General features: G+C 65.8%; 23 protein-coding genes. All 23 read right to left on the bottom strand.

Annotated elements, in window-relative coordinates:
• Positions 1-24: 24 nt before the first annotated feature.
• The 23 genes from rplR to rpoC all read right to left on the bottom strand — a co-directional run bounded on the left by rplR (position 25) and on the right by rpoC (position 17,341).
• Positions 25-381, bottom strand: coding sequence for a 50S ribosomal protein L18 (gene rplR, locus CSC66_RS06285; protein WP_162376535.1), 357 nt, complete (start codon positions 379-381; stop codon positions 25-27).
• Between the two features lie 92 nt (positions 382-473).
• A complete protein-coding gene (gene rplF / locus CSC66_RS06280) occupies positions 474-1,001 on the bottom strand; it encodes a 50S ribosomal protein L6 (RefSeq protein ID WP_162376534.1) in 528 nt (175 codons plus the stop codon).
• A gap of 19 nt (positions 1,002-1,020) precedes the next feature.
• Entirely contained in the window at positions 1,021-1,419 is a 399-nt protein-coding gene (rpsH, locus tag CSC66_RS06275) for a 30S ribosomal protein S8 (RefSeq protein WP_162376533.1), read from the bottom strand.
• Between the two features lie 186 nt (positions 1,420-1,605).
• Entirely contained in the window at positions 1,606-1,911 is a 306-nt protein-coding gene (gene rpsN / locus CSC66_RS06270) for a 30S ribosomal protein S14 (protein ID WP_162376532.1), read from the bottom strand.
• A gap of 11 nt (positions 1,912-1,922) precedes the next feature.
• Positions 1,923-2,465 carry a 50S ribosomal protein L5 gene (rplE, locus tag CSC66_RS06265; protein WP_162376531.1) on the bottom strand — a complete coding sequence of 181 codons (543 nt, stop codon included), beginning with the start codon at positions 2,463-2,465 and terminating at the stop codon, positions 1,923-1,925.
• An 11-nt stretch (positions 2,466-2,476) separates the two neighbouring features.
• Positions 2,477-2,794, bottom strand: a complete 318-nt coding sequence (rplX, locus tag CSC66_RS06260; protein WP_162376530.1) for a 50S ribosomal protein L24 — start codon at positions 2,792-2,794, stop codon at positions 2,477-2,479.
• 15 nt (positions 2,795-2,809) lie between these two features.
• Positions 2,810-3,178: a 50S ribosomal protein L14 gene (gene rplN, locus CSC66_RS06255; protein WP_052630536.1), complete on the bottom strand. Its 369-nt coding sequence runs from the start codon at positions 3,176-3,178 to the stop codon at positions 2,810-2,812.
• Between the two features lie 14 nt (positions 3,179-3,192).
• Positions 3,193-3,459: a 30S ribosomal protein S17 gene (rpsQ, locus tag CSC66_RS06250; protein WP_162376529.1), complete on the bottom strand. Its 267-nt coding sequence runs from the start codon at positions 3,457-3,459 to the stop codon at positions 3,193-3,195.
• Positions 3,460-3,471: 12 nt separating this feature from the next.
• Positions 3,472-3,660 (bottom strand): 50S ribosomal protein L29, encoded by a 189-nt coding sequence (gene rpmC / locus CSC66_RS06245; RefSeq protein WP_162376528.1) that lies wholly within the window; start codon positions 3,658-3,660, stop codon positions 3,472-3,474.
• Entirely contained in the window at positions 3,660-4,073 is a 414-nt protein-coding gene (gene rplP / locus CSC66_RS06240) for a 50S ribosomal protein L16 (RefSeq protein ID WP_162376527.1), read from the bottom strand. The genes rpmC and rplP overlap by 1 nt, the downstream gene beginning before the upstream one ends.
• A gap of 5 nt (positions 4,074-4,078) precedes the next feature.
• Positions 4,079-4,807 (bottom strand): 30S ribosomal protein S3, encoded by a 729-nt coding sequence (gene rpsC, locus CSC66_RS06235; RefSeq protein WP_162376526.1) that lies wholly within the window; start codon positions 4,805-4,807, stop codon positions 4,079-4,081.
• Between the two features lies 1 nt (position 4,808).
• Positions 4,809-5,144 (bottom strand): 50S ribosomal protein L22, encoded by a 336-nt coding sequence (gene rplV, locus CSC66_RS06230; RefSeq protein WP_028918209.1) that lies wholly within the window; start codon positions 5,142-5,144, stop codon positions 4,809-4,811.
• Between the two features lie 12 nt (positions 5,145-5,156).
• A complete protein-coding gene (rpsS, locus tag CSC66_RS06225) occupies positions 5,157-5,423 on the bottom strand; it encodes a 30S ribosomal protein S19 (RefSeq protein ID WP_052630548.1) in 267 nt (88 codons plus the stop codon).
• A 6-nt stretch (positions 5,424-5,429) separates the two neighbouring features.
• Positions 5,430-6,257 carry a 50S ribosomal protein L2 gene (gene rplB / locus CSC66_RS06220; protein ID WP_162376525.1) on the bottom strand — a complete coding sequence of 276 codons (828 nt, stop codon included), beginning with the start codon at positions 6,255-6,257 and terminating at the stop codon, positions 5,430-5,432.
• 10 nt (positions 6,258-6,267) lie between these two features.
• Positions 6,268-6,567: a 50S ribosomal protein L23 gene (rplW, locus tag CSC66_RS06215; RefSeq protein ID WP_162376524.1), complete on the bottom strand. Its 300-nt coding sequence runs from the start codon at positions 6,565-6,567 to the stop codon at positions 6,268-6,270.
• Positions 6,564-7,169, bottom strand: coding sequence for a 50S ribosomal protein L4 (rplD, locus tag CSC66_RS06210; RefSeq protein ID WP_162376523.1), 606 nt, complete (start codon positions 7,167-7,169; stop codon positions 6,564-6,566). Before rplD ends, rplW begins: the two co-directional genes overlap by 4 nt.
• Positions 7,170-7,180: 11 nt before the next feature.
• A complete protein-coding gene (gene rplC, locus CSC66_RS06205) occupies positions 7,181-7,831 on the bottom strand; it encodes a 50S ribosomal protein L3 (protein ID WP_162376522.1) in 651 nt (216 codons plus the stop codon).
• A gap of 11 nt (positions 7,832-7,842) precedes the next feature.
• Complete coding sequence (rpsJ, locus tag CSC66_RS06200; protein WP_052630556.1) at positions 7,843-8,154, bottom strand: 30S ribosomal protein S10; 312 nt, start codon at positions 8,152-8,154, stop codon at positions 7,843-7,845.
• A gap of 322 nt (positions 8,155-8,476) precedes the next feature.
• On the bottom strand, positions 8,477-9,667 hold the full coding sequence (gene tuf / locus CSC66_RS06195; RefSeq protein WP_162376521.1) for an elongation factor Tu: 1,191 nt from the start codon (positions 9,665-9,667) through the stop codon (positions 8,477-8,479).
• An 89-nt stretch (positions 9,668-9,756) separates the two neighbouring features.
• Positions 9,757-11,886, bottom strand: coding sequence for an elongation factor G (fusA, locus tag CSC66_RS06190; protein ID WP_162376520.1), 2,130 nt, complete (start codon positions 11,884-11,886; stop codon positions 9,757-9,759).
• Between the two features lie 131 nt (positions 11,887-12,017).
• Positions 12,018-12,485, bottom strand: a complete 468-nt coding sequence (gene rpsG, locus CSC66_RS06185; protein WP_052630561.1) for a 30S ribosomal protein S7 — start codon at positions 12,483-12,485, stop codon at positions 12,018-12,020.
• Between the two features lie 16 nt (positions 12,486-12,501).
• The gene (gene rpsL / locus CSC66_RS06180; protein ID WP_013536001.1) at positions 12,502-12,876 is read right to left on the bottom strand and encodes a 30S ribosomal protein S12; all 375 of its coding nucleotides are present in this window, start codon (positions 12,874-12,876) and stop codon (positions 12,502-12,504) included.
• 232 nt (positions 12,877-13,108) lie between these two features.
• A complete protein-coding gene (gene rpoC / locus CSC66_RS06175) occupies positions 13,109-17,341 on the bottom strand; it encodes a DNA-directed RNA polymerase subunit beta' (RefSeq protein ID WP_162376519.1) in 4,233 nt (1,410 codons plus the stop codon).
• Between the last annotated feature and the right edge of the window lie 26 nt (positions 17,342-17,367).

Raw genomic sequence — 17,367 nt, 5'->3', positions numbered from 1 at the left:
ACCCGCCGCAGCGGGCCCGCTGGATCAGAACTGCAGGCCACCCTCGCGGGCGGCGTCGGCCAGGGCCTTGATGCGGCCGTGGTAACGGTAGCCCGAGCGGTCGAAGGCGACCTTCTCGATGCCCGCGGCCTTGGCGCGCTCGGCGATCAGCTTGCCGACCTTGGCGGCGGCGTCGCTGTTCTTGCCGTTCTTCAGGCCTTCCTTGACGTCGGCCTGCAGGGTGTTGGCGGCCGCGATGACCTTGGCGCCATCGGCGGTGAACAGCTGGGCATACAGGTGCTGGCCGGTGCGCAGCACCGACAGGCGCGGCACGCCGAGCTTGCGGATGTGGGCCCGGGTGGACTTGGCGCGGCGCAGGCGGGCGTCGTTCTTGATGCTCATGTGTATTTACCTCGTGGAAGCTGAAGGATGGTGCGGGGCGCTGCCGGGACGTCCGGCCGACGGCCGGGCTCCAGTGGACGACCCGCGAACACTTACGCCTTCTTGGCTTCCTTACGGATGATGACTTCGTCGGAGTACTTCACGCCCTTGCCCTTGTACGGCTCGGGCTTGCGGTAAGCGCGGATCTTGGCGGCGACTTCGCCCACCAGCTGCTTGTCCGCGCCCTGGACCAGGATTTCGGTCTGGGTCGGCGTGGTGATGGTGATGCCTTCCGGCGCCGCGTACACGACCGGATGCGAGAAACCGAGCGACAGGCTCAGGTCCTTGCCCTGCATCGCGGCGCGGTAACCGACGCCGACCAGCTCGAGCTTGCGCTCGAAGCCTTCCGAGACGCCCTTGACCATGTTGGCCAGGATCGCGCGCACGGTGCCGGTCAGCGGGACCAGCGAGGCATCGTTGGCCGACAGCACGGCGTTGCCGTCCTCGACGGCGATCTGCACGCCGGCCGGCTTGGCCAGCGACAGCGTGCCCTTCGGACCCTTGGCGCTGACGCTGGTGTCCTGGATGTTCAGTTCGACGCCCTTCGGGAGGGCGATCGGCTTCTTGGCTACGCGGGACATGCTCGTCGTACTCCTTCGATTAGGCCACGTAGCACAGGACTTCGCCGCCCACGCCGGCGTTGCGCGCCTGCTTGTCGGTCATGATGCCCTGGGAGGTGGAAATGATGGCCACGCCGAGGCCGCCGAGGACCTTCGGCAGGTCGCTCTTGCCGCGGTACAGGCGCAGGCCCGAGCGCGAGGCGCGCTTGAGCTGGTCGATGACCGGGCGGCCTTCGAAGTACTTCAGCACGATCTCGAGTTCGGCCTTGTTGTTCTCGCCCTGGGTAACGCGCAGGTCCGAGATGTAGCCTTCGTCCTTGAGGACGTTGGCGATGGCGACCTTGATCTTCGAGGACGGCAGCTTCACCGTCGGCTTGCCCACAGCGGCCGCATTCTTGATGCGGACCAGCATGTCGGCGATGGGATCAGTCATGCTCATGAATGGTTCCTTGAGTGCACCGATATCCGCTTTCGCGAAATCTGGATTGTTCCTGGAAGGGGCCAGGGCCCTTGGCCATCCCGGGCTGGCCGGGGGAAGCGCGGAATAATAGCAGGAAAACCGGCCCTTGGGCCGGCTCGCCGGTTACAGCATCCGGTCGGGCGACCCGGGGTCGCCCCGCCCGTCTTACCAGCTGGCCTTGCGCAGGCCGGGCACGTCGCCGCGCATGGTGGCTTCGCGCAGCTTGTTCCGGCCCAGGCCGAATTTGCTGTAGACGCCACGCGGGCGGCCGGACAGCTCGCAGCGGTTGCGCTGGCGGCTCGGCGAGGAGTCACGCGGCAGCTTCTGCAGCTTGACCACCGCCTCGGCCTTCTCGTCGTACGAAGCGGTCTGGCTCGCGATGACCGCCTTCAGCGCGTCACGCTTGGCCGCGTACTTCTTGGCCAGCTTTTCCCGCTTCACGTCGCGGTTGACCATCGAGGTCTTTGCCATGTGTCTAACCCTTAATTGCGGAACGGGAACTTGAACGCTTCGAGCAGCGCCTTCGCTTCGGCGTCGGTCTTGGCGGTCGTGGTGATGGCGATATCCATGCCGCGGATCGCGTCGACGGCGTCGAAGTCGATTTCCGGGAAGATGATCTGTTCCTTCACGCCCATGTTGAAGTTGCCACGGCCGTCGAACGAGCGGCCCGACACGCCGCGGAAGTCGCGGACGCGCGGCAGCGAGACGCTGATCAGGCGGTCCAGGAACTCGAACATCTGGTGGCGCCGCAGGGTGACCTTGCAGCCGATCGGCCAGCCGTCACGGATCTTGAACGAGGCCACCGAGACGCGCGACTTGGTCGTCACCGGCTTCTGGCCGGTGATCTTGGCCAGGTCGGCGACGGCGTTCTCGAGCACCTTCTTGTTGGCAGCCGCTTCGCCCACGCCCATGTTCAGCGTGATCTTGACGAGCTTGGGGACTTCCATGGGGTTGGTGTAGCCGAACTTCTCCATGAGAGCCGGCACAACCTGTTCCTTGTAGATCTTTTCGAGCCGCGTGGTCATTGCTTCATTCCTCAGGCGTCGAGCGCCTCACCACTGGAGCGGAACACACGCAGTTTGCGTCCATCCTCCAGGACCTTGAATCCGATCCGCTCGCCCTTGCCAGTGGCAGGGTTGACCGGCATCACGTTGGAAATGTGGATCGAGCTCTCGCGCTCGACCACGCCGCCGGCGACGCCCGCCTGCGGGTTCGGCTTGGTGTGCCGCTTGACCAGGTTGACGTTGGAAACGACCACGCGGTCGCCATCCACACGCACCACCTCGCCCTGCTTGCCCTTGTCCTTGCCGGTCGTGACGACCACCTGGTCGCCCTTCTTGATACGGTTAGCCATGTCTGCTTCCTCCGCTCAGAGCACTTCAGGCGCGAGCGAGACGATCTTCATGAACTTCTCGGAACGCAGCTCACGGGTCACCGGTCCGAAGATGCGGGTACCGATCGGCTCCTGCTTGTTGTTCAGCAGGACGGCAGCGTTGCCATCGAAGCGGATGAGCGAGCCGTCGGCACGACGGACGCCCTTGCGGGTACGGACCACGACGGCGTCGTAGACTTCACCCTTCTTGACCTTGCCGCGCGGGATCGCGTCCTTGACGGTCACCTTGATGATGTCGCCGATGCCCGCGTAGCGGCGCTTGGAGCCGCCGAGCACCTTGATGCACATCAGTTCCTTGGCACCCGAGTTGTCGGCCACGTCGAGGTAGCTCTGCATCTGGATCATGATTCAGATCTCCCTTATTCGACCGCGCGGGTGACGATTTCCACCACGCGCCAGTTCTTGGTCTTGGACATCGGCGCGATCTCGGTCACGCGCACCACGTCACCTTCGTTGCAGCTATTGTCCGCATCGTGGGCGTGGAGCTTGGTCGAGCGCTTGATGTACTTGCCGTACAGGGCGTGCTTGACCTGGCGCTCGACGAGGATGGTTACCGTCTTGTCCATCTTGTTGCTGATCACGCGGCCTTCGACCGTGCGCAGCGCCTTGTTGTTGTTGTCGCTCATCGCTGCGATCCCTTACTGGTTGCTGCCGAGCAGGGTCTTCACGCGCGCGATCTCGCGGCGCACCCGGCTGGTTTCGTGGGTCTTCGACAGCTGGCCGGTCGCCTTCTGCATGCGCAGGGAAAACTGCTCCTTGCGCAGATCCAGCAGGTGGGCCTTCAGCTGGTCAGCCGACTTTTCGCGGAGTTCGTTGATCGTAGCCATTAGCGCACCGTGCGGGTCACGAAGGTGGTGGTGACCGAGAGCTTGGCGGCCGCCAGGCGGAACGCCTCGCGCGCCTGGTCTTCCGGCACTCCCTCGATTTCATAGATCATGCGGCCGGGCTGGATCTGGGCCACCCAGTACTCGACGTTACCCTTGCCCGAGCCCATGCGGACTTCGATCGGCTTCTGGGTGATCGGCTTGTCCGGGAACACGCGGATCCACATCTTGCCGCCGCGCTTGACGTAGCGGCTGATCGTGCGGCGAGCCGCCTCGATCTGGCGCGCGGTCAGGCGGCCGTGGGCGGTGGCCTTCAGGCCGTACTCGCCGAAGGAAACGGCGTTGGCGCTCCAGCTCAGGCCCTCGTTACGGCCCTTGAACTGCTTGCGGAACTTGGTTCGCTTGGGTTGCAACATCGCCGTTACCTCGCTTCACGTGCGGGACGGGAGGGACGCTCGCGGTCGCCGCGCTCGCCGCGCGGGCTGCTGGCTTCTTCCTGCTTCTCCTGTCCGACCTGGGCGAAGTCGAAGATCTCGCCCTTGTAGACCCATACCTTGATGCCGATCACGCCATAGGTGGTGTGAGCCTCGGCAAACCCGTAGTCGATGTCCGCGCGCAGGGTATGCAGCGGCACGCGGCCTTCGCGGTACCACTCCGAACGCGCGATCTCGGCGCCGTTCAGGCGGCCGGCGACGTTGACCTTGATGCCCAGGGCGCCCAGGCGCATCGCGTTGCCGACGGCGCGCTTCATCGCGCGGCGGAACATGATGCGGCGCTCGAGCTGCTGGGCGATCGACTCGGCGACCAGCTGCGCATCGAGTTCCGGCTTGCGGACCTCGGTCACGTTGATGTGCGCCGGGACGCCCATCAACTCGCTGACTTCCTTGCGCAGCTTCTCGATGTCCTCGCCACGCTTGCCGATCACCACGCCCGGGCGGGCGGTGTGGATCGTGACGCGCGCGGTCTTGGCCGGGCGCTCGATCAGGATCTTGCTGATCCCGGCCTGCGCCAGCTTCTTGCGCAGCATCTCGCGCACCTTCAGGTCGGCCGCCAGGTACTGGGCGTACTCGCCCTTGTCGGCGTACCACTTCGAATTCCAGTCCTTGGCGATGCCAAGACGGATGCCGGTGGGGTGAACTTTGTGACCCATATTACTTGCCCTCTCCGACGACGACGGTGATGTGGCTGGTCCGCTTCAGGATGCGGGTGCCGCGACCCTTCGCACGCGCCATGAAGCGCTTCAGCGTCGGACCTTCGTCGACCATGATGGTCTTGACCTTCAGCGCGTCGACGTCCGCGCCCTGGTTGTTCTCGGCGTTGGCGATCGCAGACTCCACCACCTTCTTGATCAGGGCGGCGGCCTTCTTGTCGGAGAACTTCAGCAGGTTGACGGCACGTTCGGCCGGCAGGCCGCGCACCTGGTCGGCGACCAGGCGGGCCTTCTGCGGGGAGATGCGCGCGGTGCGCAGGATGGCTTTCGCTTCCATGGTCATCTCTCCTTACTTCGACTTCTTGTCGCCGCCGTGACCCTTGAAGGTCCGGGTGACGGCAAACTCGCCGAGCTTGTGGCCGACCATGTTCTCGTTCACGAGGACCGGAACATGGTTCTTGCCGTTATGCACAGCGATCGTGAACCCCACCATTTCCGGCAGGATCATGGAACGGCGCGACCAGGTCTTGATCGGCTTCTTGGTGCCGCCCGCGGCTTCCACCTTCTTGACGAGGTGGTGATCGACGAACGGGCCTTTCTTGAGGGAACGTGGCATGGCCGATTAGCTCCTGCGATCGCGCACGATGAACTGCTGGGTGCGCTTGTTCTTGCGCGTCTTGTAACCCTTGGTCGGCACGCCCCACGGGGTGACCGGGTGCGGGTTGCCCTGGCCGGCCTTGGCCTCACCACCGCCGTGCGGGTGGTCGACCGGGTTCATGGCCGCGCCGCGAACGGTCGGGCGCACGCCACGCCAGCGCTTGGCGCCAGCCTTGCCCAGCTTCTCCAGATTGTGCTCGTCGTTGCCGACTTCGCCGATGGTGGCGCGGCACTCGACCGGCACCTTGCGCATCTCGCCCGAACGCAGGCGGAGCAGCGCGTAACCGGCCTCGCGGGCCACCAGCTGCACGCCGGCACCGGCGGCGCGGGCGATCTGGGCGCCCTTGCCCGGCTTCAGCTCGATGCAATGCACCGTCGTACCGACCGGGACGTTGCGCAGCGGCAGGGTGTTGCCGGCCTTGATCGGGGCGTCGGAACCGGCGATCACCTGGTCGCCAGCCTTCAGGCCCTTCGGCGCGATGATGTAGCGGCGCTCGCCGTCGGCGTAGCACAGCAGGGCGATGTGCGCGGTGCGGTTCGGGTCGTACTCGATCCGCTCGACGCGCGCGACGATGCCTTCCTTGTTGCGCTTGAAGTCGATCAGGCGGTAGTGCTGCTTGTGGCCGCCGCCGACGTGGCGGGTCGTGATGCGGCCGTGGTGGTTGCGGCCACCGGACTTGCTCTGCTTCTCGACCAGCGCGGCGTGCGGAGCACCCTTGTGCAGGTCGGGCGTGACCACGCGGACCGCGGAGCGGCGGCCGGCAGAGGTGGGCTTGAATTTCATCAATGGCATGGGTTTACCCTCAGGCCTTGGCGGACACGTCGATGCTCTGGCCATCGGCCAGGCGCACGTACGCCTTACGCCAGTCGCCGCGGCGACCGGAACGGAAGCGGAAGGACTTGTTCTTGCCCTTCACGTTGACGACGTTGACCGACTCGACCTTCACGTCGAACAGCTTCTCCACGGCGGCCTTGACGTCGGCCTTGGTGGCGTCGCTCGAAACCTCGAACACGTACTGGTTGCTGACCTCCTGCAAGCGCGCGGTCTTTTCGGACACGCGCGGCGCGAGCAGCACGCTGAAAACTTTCTCGTTGGCGCTCATGCCAGCCACTCCTCGACCTTCTTGACCGCATCGGCGGTGATCAGCACGGAATCGGCGCCGACCAGTGCGACCGGATCGAGCCCCTGCACGTCGCGGACCTGCACGTACGGCAGGTTGCGGGCCGACAGGAACAGGTTCTCGGAGGCATCCTCGGTGACGATCAGCGGGCGCTTGCCCAGGTCGAAACCGGCCAGCTTCTCGATCAGGCCCTTGGTCTTCACGGTCTCGACGTCGAACGACTCGACGACCTTCAGACGGCCCTGGCGGTTCAGCTCGGACAGGATCGCGGCCATCGCGGCGCGGTACTGCTTGCGGTTGACCTTCTGCGCGAAGCTGCGCGGCTTGGCCGCGAAGGTCACGCCGCCGCCGACGAAGATCGGGGCCGTCAGGGCGCCGTGACGCGCGCCGCCGCCCTTCTGCTTCTTGGACTTCTTGGTGGTGCCGTTGACCTCGGCGCGGGTCTTCTGCGCCTTGGTGCCGGAACGGCCGGCGTTGCGGTAGGCGACGACGACCTGGTGGACCAGGTCCTCGCTGAAATCGCGGCCGAACACTTCGTCGGAGACCGACAGCTTGTTGGCGCTACCCGTAATGGTGAGTTCCATCGTGATTCTCCTTACGCCTTGCTCGCCGGGCGCACGACCACGTCGCCACCCGGGGCACCCGGGACGGCGCCGCGAACGGCGATCAGGCCGCGCTCGGCATCGACGCGCACCACTTCGAGGTTCTGCGCACTCTGGGTTTCGGCACCCATGTGACCGGACATCTTCTTGCCCGGGAACACGCGACCCGGCGTCTGGCGCTGGCCGATCGAACCCGGCGACCGATGCGACAGCGAGTTACCGTGGGTGGCGTCGCCCATGGTGAAGTTGTGGCGCTTGATCGTGCCCTGGAAGCCCTTGCCCTTGGTCACGCCCTGGACGTCGACGATCTGGCCGACTTCGAAGATGTCGGCCTTGATCTCGCCTCCGATGGCGAAGTCACCGAGCTTGTCGTCGGCGACGCGGAACTCCCACAGGCCACGGCCGGCTTCGACCTTGGCCTTGGCGTAATGGCCGGCCAGCGGCTTGTTGACCAGCGCGGCGCGGCGCGAGCCGGTCGTCACCTGGACGGCGCTGTAACCATCGGCTTCGACGGTCTTGATCTGGGTGATGCGGTTCGGGGTGGCCTCGATCAGCGTCACCGGGATGGAACGACCATCGTCGGTGAACACGCGGCTCATGCCGGCCTTGCGGCCGACCAGACCCAACGAATACTTCTTCGTCATGTCGGCATTCCTCAGGCGAGCTTGATCTGGACGTCGACGCCAGCCGCGAGCTCGAGCTTCATCAGCGCGTCCACGGTCTTGTCGTTGGGGTCGACGATGTCGAGCACGCGCTTGTGCGTGCGGGTCTCGTACTGGTCACGCGCATCCTTGTCGGCATGCGGGGAGACGAGAACGGTGTAACGTTCGATCTTGGTCGGCAGCGGGATCGGGCCACGCACCTGCGCGCCGGTCCTCTTGGCCGTCTCGACGATCTCGCTGGCCGAACGGTCGATCAGACGATGATCGAACGCCTTGAGCCGAATCCGGATCTTTTGGTCCGCCATGACGGAGTTCCTTCGTTAAAAGAGCGACGGGCTAGGCCTCTGGGATGCCTGCCCCGATATGGTTCGTAAGACTTCGGCCGCGCATCGGCGACGATTCCGGCCAGGGCCATCCGGCCCCAAAAGCGCGGGCAGACCAGCAAGCCGGCCTGCCCAGACGGAAAAGTATAGAACGCGTAAACATGCGCGTCAACAGCCTGTGAGGCTGCTACGCGCGTAACGTCACGCGACCCTTCCCTGTCCGGCGAACACGAGGCACTTCCTGTGCCTCTTTTCGCTGTAAGGCGGCCGCCCACCCAGGGGGCGGCGCCTGTAACTTGCTGAATTACTTGATGATCTTGGCCACGACGCCGGCGCCGACGGTGCGGCCGCCCTCGCGGATCGCGAAGCGCAGGCCTTCGTCCATCGCCACCGGGTTGATCAGCGTGACCACCATCTTCACGTTGTCGCCCGGCATCACCATCTCCACACCCTCCGGCAGCTGAACCGCGCCGGTGATGTCGGTGGTGCGGAAGTAGAACTGCGGGCGGTAGCCCTTGAAGAACGGGGTGTGGCGGCCGCCCTCGTCCTTCGACAGCACGTACACCTCGGCCTCGAACTCGGTGTGCGGGGTGATCGAACCCGGCTTGGCCAGCACCTGGCCACGCTCCACGTCGTCACGCTTGGTGCCGCGCAGCAGCAGGCCCGCGTTGTCGCCCGCCTGGCCCTGGTCCAGCAGCTTGCGGAACATCTCCACGCCGGTGACCGTGGTCTTCTGCGTCGGACGGATGCCCACGATCTCGATTTCGTCGCCCACCTTGATGATGCCGCGCTCGATGCGGCCGGTCACCACGGTGCCGCGGCCCGAAATCGAGAACACGTCTTCCACCGGCATCAGGAACGGCTTGTCGATGTCGCGCTCCGGCAGCGGAATCCAGCTGTCCAGCGCGTCCACCAGCTTCAGGATCGCCGGCACGCCGATCTCGCTCTGGTCGCCTTCCAGCGCCAGGCGCGCCGAACCCGAGATGATCGGGGTGTCGTCGCCCGGGAACTCGTACTTGCTCAGCAGCTCGCGGACTTCCATCTCCACCAGCTCCAGCAGCTCGGCGTCGTCCACCATGTCCGCCTTGTTCAGGAAGACCACGATGTACGGCACGCCCACCTGGCGCGACAGCAGGATGTGCTCGCGCGTCTGCGGCATCGGGCCGTCGGCGGCCGAGCACACCAGGATCGCACCGTCCATCTGCGCCGCACCGGTGATCATGTTCTTCACGTAGTCGGCGTGGCCCGGGCAGTCCACGTGCGCGTAGTGGCGCGTGGCCGATTCGTATTCCACGTGCGCCGTCGAAATCGTGATGCCGCGCGCCTTCTCTTCCGGCGCCGCGTCGATCGCGTCGTACGCCTTGAACTCGCCGCCAAAACGCTCCGCGCCGATCTTCGTCAGCGCCGCCGTCAGCGTCGTCTTGCCATGGTCAACGTGACCGATCGTGCCCACGTTCACGTGGGGCTTGGTGCGCTCGAACTTACCCTTGGCCATTGTCTATGCCTCTTGAACTGGATTTTCTTGAGAAGTGCGGCCACGGATGGCCGCTTCCTGATATTCGCGCCCATGGAGGGGCGCACACGTCATGCCTTCTTGATAACCGTCTCGGCGATGTTGTTCGGCGCTTCTTCGTAATGGTCGAACTCCATCGAGAAGGTCGCGCGGCCCTGGCTCATGGAACGCAGGGTGGTCGCGTAGCCGAACATCTCGCCCAGCGGGATCATCGCGTTGATGATCTTGCCCGACGGGCTTTCGTCCTGGCCCTGCAGCACGCCGCGGCGGCGGCTCACGTCGCCCATCACGTCGCCCAGGTAATCCTCCGGGCTGACGATTTCGACCTTCATGATCGGCTCCAGCAGCACCGGCTTGGCCTTGGCGAAGCCCTGCTTGAACGCCATCGAGGCGGCCAGCTTGAATGCCATTTCCGACGAGTCGACGTCGTGGTACGAACCGAACACGAGCTTGGCCTTCACGCCCACGACCGGGAAGCCGGCCAGCGGACCGCTGGTGATGGTCTCGCGCATGCCCTTCTCGACCGAGGGAATGAACTCCTTCGGAATGACGCCGCCGGTGATCTCGTTGAGGAACAGGAAATCGTCCTTGATGTCGGCCGCGTACTTCTCGCGATCCTCGGCGGTCAGCGGCGACAGCTCGATGACGACGTGGCCGTACTGGCCCTTGCCGCCCGACTGCTTGGCGTGCTTGTAGTCCGACTTGACGTCGCTCAGGCGGATCGTTTCGCGATACGCCACCTGCGGCTTGCCGACGTTGGCCTCGACGTTGAACTCGCGCTTCATGCGGTCAACGATGATGTCCAGGTGCAGCTCGCCCATGCCCGAGATGATGGTCTGGCCGGACTCTTCGTCGGTGCGCACGCGGAACGACGGGTCTTCCTGGGCCAGGCGGCCCAGGGCGATGCCCATCTTTTCCTGGTCGGACTTGGTCTTCGGCTCGACCGCCATGGAAATCACCGGCTCCGGGAACGCCATGCGCTCCAGCACGATCGGCGCGTCCTGCGAGCACAGGGTGTCGCCGGTGGTGACGTCCTTCAGGCCGACGGCCGCGGCGATGTCGCCGGCCAGCACTTCCTTGATCTCGTCGCGATTGTTGGAGTGCATCTGCAGCAGTCGGCCGATACGCTCCTTCTTGCCCTTGACCGAATTCAGCACGGCGTCGCCGGCGTTCAGCGTGCCGGAATAGACGCGGAAGAAGGTCAGCGAGCCGACGAACGGGTCGGTCATGATCTTGAACGCGAGCGCCGAGAACGGAGCCTTGTCGCTGGACTCGCGGGTCAGCTCCTTGGTCTCGTCGTCGACGTCGACGCCCTTCACCGGCGGCACGTCGACCGGCGACGGCAGCAGGCTGACCACGCCGTCCAGCATGGCCTGAACGCCCTTGTTCTTGAACGCCGAGCCGCAGAACATCGGCACGATCTCGGTCTTCAGCGTGCGCTCGCGCAGGCCGCCGATGATCTCTTCCTCGGTCAGGTCTCCGCCCTCGAGGTACTTGTTCATCAGCTCTTCGCTGGCTTCGGCCGCGGACTCGACCATGAAGGCGCGCTCTTCCTCGGCCTTCGCAACCAGGTCGGCCGGGATGTCGCGATACTCGAAGTTCAGGCCCTGCGAGGCTGCATCCCAGTGGATGGCCTTCATCTTGAGCAGGTCGACCACGCCCTCGAAGCCGTCCTCGGCACCGATCGGCACCTGCATGGGCACGGCAACGGCGCCCAGGCGCGACTTCAGCTGGTCGCGGACCTTGTAGAAGTTGGCGCCGGTGCGGTCCATCTTGTTGACGAACGCGATGCGCGGCACGTGGTACTTGTTGGCCTGGCGCCACACGGTTTCCGACTGCGGCTGCACGCCGCCCACGGCGCACAGCACGAACACCGCGCCGTCGAGCACGCGCAGCGAACGCTCGACTTCGATGGTGAAGTCGACGTGCCCGGGGGTGTCGATGATGTTGAAGCGGTGCTCGGGCAGGGACTTGTCCATGCCCTTCCAGAACGCGGTCGTGGCGGCGGACTGGATCGTGATGCCACGCTCCTGCTCCTGCTCCATCCAGTCCATGGTCGCGGCGCCATCGTGCACTTCACCGATCTTGTGGCTCTTGCCGGTGTAGAACAGGATGCGCTCGGACGTCGTGGTCTTGCCGGCATCGATGTGGGCCATGATGCCGAAGTTGCGGTAACGCTCGATGGGAGTGGTGCGAGCCACGGGAGTCTCTCGTTTGCTTGGGGCTTTCGATGGCGGAGCGGCGCTCGGCGCCGGCTTCCGGGATACGGGGGCGCGGAGCCTGCCGCGCCGCCCGGGCTGGTCGCTCGGGCCCGATCACGGGCCCGGCGGCATTACCAGCGGTAGTGCGCGAAGGCCTTGTTGGCCTCGGCCATGCGGTGGGTTTCTTCGCGCTTCTTGATCGCGCCACCGCGGTTTTCCGACGCGTCGATCAGCTCGGCGGCCAGCTTGCGGGCCATCGTGTTCTCGCCGCGCTTGCGGGCGGAATCGATCAGCCAGCGCATGGACAGGGCCAGGCGGCGGGACGAACGTACTTCGACCGGCACCTGGTAGGTAGCGCCGCCAACACGACGCGACTTCACCTCGACCGACGGCGAAACGTTGTCCAGCGCCTTCTGCACCAGCTCGATGGCGTTGGGATTCTTCTCGCCGATCACGTCCATCGCGTCGTACACGATGTTCTCGGCGATCGACTTCTTGCCGCTCTTCATCACCATGTTGATGAAGCGGGCGATGGTCTCGCTCCCGTGCTTCGGATCGGGAAGGACGGCGCGCTGGGGGGTGGAACCTTTACGGGACATTGTCGGGCTTCCTCAATCAGCTCTTCGGGCGCTTGGCGCCGTACTTCGAACGGCCCTGGCGACGCTTGGTCACGCCAGCGGCGTCAAGCGAACCGCGGACGGTGTGGTAACGGACACCGGGAAGGTCCTTGACGCGGCCACCGCGGATCAGGACGACCGAGTGCTCCTGCAGGTTGTGGCCTTCGCCGCCGATGTACGAGATGACCTCGTAGCCATTGGTCAGGCGGACCTTGGCGACCTTGCGCAGGGCCGAGTTCGGCTTCTTCGGGGTGGTGGTGTACACGCGCGTGCAAACGCCACGACGCTGCGGGCACTTCTCGAGCGCCGGCGAGGCACTCTTGTAGGTTTCCGCCTGCCGCGGCTTGCGGACCAGCTGGTTGATTGTCGCCATTGGTAAGGTTCTTCTGCTTGGGGCTCCGCAAGCCGGAGCCGGTACGTGAAAACGACGGCAGGCCGAAGGACGGCCTGCCGAGACAGGAGAGTATAGCGGCCGGCCGGAAACTGCGTCAACCGACCCCATCCCTGGCCCGCCGCCCGCGGCCCCGGTCGACCCGGTGCGCGTAGGCGGATCGGCGGGGGTCCTTCCCCGCCTCTTGTTAGCCGGGATTAGGCCCGGCCGGTGATCACGCCTCGGACGCGTCCTCGCCGTCGACGGCCTCGACCACCGCCGCGACCGGAGCCGGGGCCGGCTCGGAAGCGCCGGACAGCGCATTCATCTCAGCCTCGGTGAGACCCGTTGCGCTGCGGCGGCGCTGGCTGTGGTACGCCAGGCCGGTACCGGCCGGGATCAGGCGGCCGACGATCACGTTTTCCTTCAGGCCACGCAGGCTGTCGCGGGTGCCGCGGACGGCGGCCTCGGTCAGCACGCGGGTGGTTTCCTGGAAGGACGCCGCGGAGATGAACGACTCGGTCGCCAGCGAGGCCTTGGTGATGCCCAGCAGCACCGGGTCGAACTTGGCCGGCAGCTCGTTGCGGCCTGCCAGGCGTACGTTCTCCTCGATGACGCGCTGGCGCTCCACCTGCTCGCCGTTGAGGAACTTGCTGTCGCCCTGGTCGGTGATCTCGACCTTGCGCAGCATCTGCCGGGTGATGACCTCGATGTGCTTGTCGTTGATCTTGACGCCCTGCAGGCGGTAGACGTCCTGGATTTCCTTCACCAGGTACGCGGCCAGCGGCTCGATGCCCAGCAGGCGCAGGATGTCCTGCGGGCTCGGCTCGCCGTCCACCACGGTCTCGCCCTTGGTCACGTGCTCGCCTTCGAACACGATGATCTGGCGGTACTTCGGGATCAGCTCCTCGTGCTCGCCGCCCTCGTTGTCCTTGATGATCAGGCGCTGCTTGCCCTTGGTGTCCTTGCCGAAGCTGACCACGCCCGAACGCTCGGCCAGGATCGCCGGATCCTTCGGCTTGCGCGCCTCGAACAGGTCGGCCACGCGCGGCAGACCGCCGGTGATGTCGCGGGTCTTGGAGGCTTCCTGCGGGATCTTGGCGACCACGTCGCCCACGCCGACCGGCGCGCCGTCCTGCAGGTTCACCAGCGAGCGCGGCGGCAGCAGGTACTGCGCCGGCAGGTCGGTGCCCGGGATGGTCAGGTCCTTGCCGTCCTTGTCGATGATGCGGACCAGCGGGCGCAGGTCCTTGCCCTGCGAGCCGCGGCGCTTCGGATCGGTGATCTCGCGCGAGGCCAGGCCGGTCAGCTCGTCGGTCTTCTCGATGACGGTGACGCCATCGATGAAGTCGACGAAGCGGATGAAACCGGCCACTTCCGAGACGATCGGGTGGTTGTGCGGATCCCAGTTGGCGACCGACTGCCCGGCCTTGACCTCGGCACCGTCCTTGACGGTGATGGTCGCGCCGTAGGGCAGCTTGTAACGCTCGCGCTCGCGGCCGTGCGGGTCAAGCACGGAAATCTCGCCCGAACGCGACACCGCGACCAGGTGGCCTGCCGAATGCGCGACGGACTTGAGGTTGTTGAACTTGACCGAACCGGTGGTCTTGACCGTGATGTTGTCGACCGCCGCCGCACGCGAAGCCGCGCCACCGATGTGGAACGTACGCATGGTCAGCTGGGTGCCCGGCTCGCCGATCGACTGGGCAGCGATGACGCCGACCGCTTCGCCGATGTTGACGATGTGGCCACGCGCCAGGTCACGGCCGTAGCACTGGGCGCAGACGCCGAAGCCCGATTCGCAGGTGATCGTCGAGCGCACCTTGATCGACTGCACGCCGGCGTCTTCCAGCTTCTGCACCCACGCCTCGTCAAGCAGGGTGTTGCGCGTGACGATCGGATCCTCGTCGTTGCCCGGCAGAAACACGTCCTCGGCCACGACGCGACCGAGCACGCGATCGCGCAGCGGCTCGACCACGTCGCCGCCTTCCACGATCGGGGTCATGGTCAGGCCGTGCGAAGTGCCGCAGTCGACCTCGGTGATGACCACGTCCTGGGCCACGTCGACCAGTCGACGGGTCAGGTAACCGGAGTTGGCGGTCTTCAGCGCGGTGTCAGCCAGACCCTTGCGGGCACCGTGGGTGGAGTTGAAGTACTCCTGCACGTTGAGGCCTTCGCGGAAGTTCGCCTTGATGGGCGTCTCGATGATCGAGCCGTCCGGACGGGCCATCAGGCCGCGCATGCCGGCCAGCTGGCGGATCTGCGCCTGCGAACCGCGGGCGCCGGAGTCGGCCATGATGTAGAGCGAGTTCATCGACTTCTCGCCGATCTCCTCGCCCTTGGCGTTGATCACCCGGTCGGTGCCGATGGTGTCCATCATCGCCTTGGCGATGCGCTCGTTGGTGCGCGACCAGATGTCGACCACCTTGTTGTAGCGCTCGCCGGCGGTGACCAGGCCGCTCTGGTACTGCTCCTGGATCTCCAGCACCTCGGCCTCGGCCTCGGTCAGGATGCCCTTCTTCTCGTCGGGAATCAGCATGTCGTCGATGCCGATCGACACGCCGGCGCGGGTCGCGAAGGCGAAACCCGTGTACATCAGCTGGTCGGCGAACACGACCGTGTCCTTCAGGCCGAGCTGGCGGTAGCACGAGTTGATCAGGCGCGAGATCGCCTTCTTGTTCAACTCGGTGTTGGCCAGGGCGAACGGCAGGCCCTCCGGCAGGATGTCGGCCAGCAGCGCGCGCCCGACCGTGGTCTCCACGATCGACGTCGACTTCTGCTTGTTGCCGGCCTCGTCGGTGGCCACCTCGGCGATGCGGACCTTGACCTTGGCGTGCAGCTCGACCACGCGGTTGTCGTAGGCGCGCTTGACCTCGGCGACGCTGGCGAACGCCATGCCTTCGCCCTTCTTGTTCTCCAGGGCGCGGGTCATGTAGTACAGGCCGAGCACCACGTCCTGCGACGGCACGATGATCGGCTCGCCGTTGGCGGGCGACAGGATGTTGTTGGTGGACATCATCAGCGCGCGCGCTTCCAGCTGGGCCTCCAGGCTCAGCGGGACGTGCACGGCCATCTGGTCACCGTCGAAGTCGGCGTTGAACGCGGTGCAGACCAGCGGGTGCAGCTGGATGGCCTTGCCCTCGATCAGCACCGGCTCGAACGCCTGGATGCCCAGGCGGTGCAGGGTCGGGGCGCGGTTCAGCAGCACCGGGTGCTCGCGGATCACCTCTTCGAGGATGTCCCACACCTCGGCCTCTTCGCGCTCGACCAGCTTCTTGGCGGCCTTGATCGTGGTGGCCAGGCCGCGACGCTGCAGCTTGGCGAAAACGAACGGCTTGAACAGCTCCAGCGCCATCTTCTTCGGCAGACCGCACTGGTGCAGCCGCAGGTACGGACCGACCACGATGACCGAACGGCCCGAGTAGTCGACGCGCTTGCCGAGCAGGTTCTGGCGGAAGCGGCCCTGCTTGCCCTTGATCATGTCGGCCAGCGACTTGAGCGGGCGCTTGTTGGTGCCGGTGATGGCGCGGCCGCGGCGGCCGTTGTCCATCAGCGCGTCCACCGACTCCTGCAGCATGCGCTTCTCGTTGCGCACGATGATGTCGGGCGCGTTGAGCTCCAGCAGGCGGCGCAGGCGGTTGTTACGGTTGATGACGCGGCGGTACAGGTCGTTCAGGTCGGAGGTCGCGAAGCGGCCGCCATCCAGCGGGACCAGCGGGCGCAGGTCCGGCGGCAGCACCGGCAGCACGGTCATGACCATCCACTCCGGGCGGTTGCCGGAGTCGATGAACGCCTCGATCAGCTTGATCCGCTTGGTCAGGCGCTTGAGCTTGGTTTCCGAGCCGGTGGCCGCGATCTCCTCGCGCAGGCGGGCCATCTCGGCCTGCAGGTCGATGGTGCGCAGCAGCTCGTAGATCGCCTCGGCGCCCATCGCGGCGTCGAAGTCATCGCCGTGCTCCTGGCGCGCGGTGAGGTACTGCTCTTCGGTGAGCAGCTGGCGGCGCTCGAGCGGGGTCAGGCCCGGCTCGGTGACCACGAACGCCTCGAAGTACAGGATCCGCTCGATGTCGCGCAGGGTCATGTCCAGCATCAGGCCGATGCGCGAGGGCAGCGACTTGAGGAACCAGATGTGCGCGACGGGCGAGGCCAGGTCGATGTGGCCCATGCGCTCGCGGCGCACCTTGGCCAGGGTCACTTCCGTGCCGCACTTCTCGCAGACCACGCCGCGGTGCTTCATGCGCTTGTACTTGCCGCACAGGCACTCGTAGTCCTTGATCGGGCCGAAGATGGCGGCGCAGAACAGGCCGTCGCGCTCCGGCTTGAAGGTGCGGTAGTTGATCGTCTCCGGCTTCTTCACCTCGCCGAAGGACCACGAACGGATCAGGTCGGGCGAGGCCAGCGCGATCTTGATCGCGTCGAAGTCCAGCGTCTGGCGCTGCTGGTTGAAGAGGTTGAGCAGGTCTTTCATTTCGTGTCTCCGTCAGGAGTAAAGGC

The sequence above is a fragment of the Pseudoxanthomonas kaohsiungensis genome, assembly GCF_010211765.1.
In the GTDB taxonomy this organism is placed as follows: domain Bacteria; phylum Pseudomonadota; class Gammaproteobacteria; order Xanthomonadales; family Xanthomonadaceae; genus Pseudoxanthomonas; species Pseudoxanthomonas kaohsiungensis.
This window is presented reverse-complemented; position numbering and strand designations above follow the sequence as displayed.